This window comes from Marinagarivorans sp. (assembly GCF_982758155.1).
Genome location: NZ_CEXWTU010000052.1, coordinates 1 through 1,909 on the forward strand (window position 1 = coordinate 1; position 1,909 = coordinate 1,909).

The following is a 1,909-nucleotide window of genomic DNA, read 5'->3' on the forward strand; positions in this document are numbered from 1 at the left end:
ATTGGGGTTTGGTCGCTCGCATTACCACACGCTTTGGTGCGGGGTAACCTTCGGCTGTTTTTGTCGGGTCGTTAGGGTCGAGAAAATCTTTTAAGGATAAGAAACGCATCCAATCGGTTGCGCGCTGTTCTTCAAGGCTGGTGACGTTAACGTCTATGCACTGAATATCTTTATAACCTGCACGTTTTAGCCACAATTCTAATGTTGGAATTGAGGGTAAGAACCACACGTTGTTCATCATTGCATAACGTCCATCGGGCATTAAACTGTAGCCCAGCTCACCGTCGACTATTAATGTTTCCAGTACCAATTCGCCTCCTGCTCTAAGGGTATCTTTTAATTCCCGTAGGTGGTCAATAGGCGAGCGCCTGTGATAAAGAACGCCCATCGAAAATGTTGTATCGAAAGCATTCAGTTGACCGGGTAGGGCTTCTATACCCATGGGGAGTAAATCTACCGGGGCATCAGCGAGGTATTTCTTAACTTGATGAAATTGCACCACAAAGCGTGGGGACGGATCGATACCGATCACTCTAGTAGCGCCTTCGCCATACATACGCCAGCAATGGTAGCCACTGCCACAGCCGACATCTAAAACTGTTCTGTTTTTAAGTGGGCTTATGCCGTTGATGACGCGGTCCCATTTCCAGTCTGAGCGCCATTCGGTATCAATATCAGTATTGAAGAGTTTGAAAGGGCCTTTGCGCCAAGGAATGAGTGCACGCAAGCTGGCTTCTAGCTGGGTTTGTTGTTCGGGACTTAAGTCTTCAGGTCGGCCAATGTGCACGTTGTCTTTTAGCTCAACATGGCTAGGGGTTATTGCTGGCAATGTGGCAAGTGCGTCTAGCCAACGGGCGAGGTCACCGTGGCGTTTAACACAAAGACCATACTCAACTGCGGCCGGAATCGCATCGCCAAGGGCTTGAAGCTTAGTGTTTTGAAGCTCTGAAATTAAATGGTTGTAGTCAATCATAGGTGTCTAGTTAGTCATTAGGGACGAGGTAATAATAGTTTATCCAATTAGGCGAAGAGATCGGCTTTCTTATCGAGACGCTTAAAGGGGCGCATGCTGGGGCATGTAACGCTTTGAGCAACGAAGGTAAGGAAGTCGACATCAAGTATTAGTGGGTGAAATATTGTTTCCTCGTTCCTTACTTAAAGGCAATCATCGAGGCGAAGTTAAAGCACTGAAACCATAGTTCTACACCGCTAAAACCTGCATCTTTTAAGCGTGCCTGATGGCTGGGAAAGCTTTCTGGGATGAGTACGTTTTCTATGGACTGGCGCTTTTGCGCTATTTCCAAATCGCTATAACCTTGGCTGCGCTTAAAATTGTGGTGTAGTTCAATCATTAATTCGTGGTGGCGCGGGTCGTCGAAGGCGAGTTTTTCGGACAAAATCAAAACGCCGCCAGGTACTAATGCTTCACCAATGCGCCGTAAAAGTGCCGTGCGCTTTTCAATGGGTAAAAACTGCAGTGTGAAATTGAGTACAACCACCGAGGCCGGCTTGAACTCGATGGTTTCGATATTTGCTTCGATAATGTTAATGCTGATATGGCTGGGTGCATCGGCCTTAACTAGGCTTTTGCAGCGTTCGACCATTTGCGGTGAATTATCGACTCCAATGATATGACACTGCTTGGCACCTAAGCCGTTGCGCATAGCTAAAGTTGCAGCCCCCAGCGAGCAGCCCAAGTCATAGCAGTGGGTGTCGTGTTGTGCGTAACGCGCCGTTAGCTGGCTAATCATATGGATGATGGTGCTATAGCCCGGTACCGATCGCTGAATCATATCGGGAAATACAGAAACCACTTTATCGTCAAAACGGAAGCCTTCAACAATGTCGCTGGGGCTTGCATAGATAGTATCTGTGGCGGGCTTGCTCGGACTGTTATCCGAGCAGTTGT

At 47.8% G+C, this 1,909-nt stretch carries 2 protein-coding genes; both read right to left on the reverse strand.

Going from position 1 to position 1,909, the window contains the following annotated elements:
* The coding region (cmoB, locus tag AC3A8L_RS08130; protein ID WP_487961737.1) for a tRNA 5-methoxyuridine(34)/uridine 5-oxyacetic acid(34) synthase CmoB at positions 1 to 973 on the reverse strand (973 nt) is incomplete at its 3' end.
* Positions 974 to 1,151: 178 nt separating this feature from the next.
* Positions 1,152 to 1,865, reverse strand: coding sequence for a carboxy-S-adenosyl-L-methionine synthase CmoA (gene cmoA / locus AC3A8L_RS08135; RefSeq protein WP_487961754.1), 714 nt, complete (start codon positions 1,863 to 1,865; stop codon positions 1,152 to 1,154).
* Positions 1,866 to 1,909 lie beyond the last annotated feature (44 nt).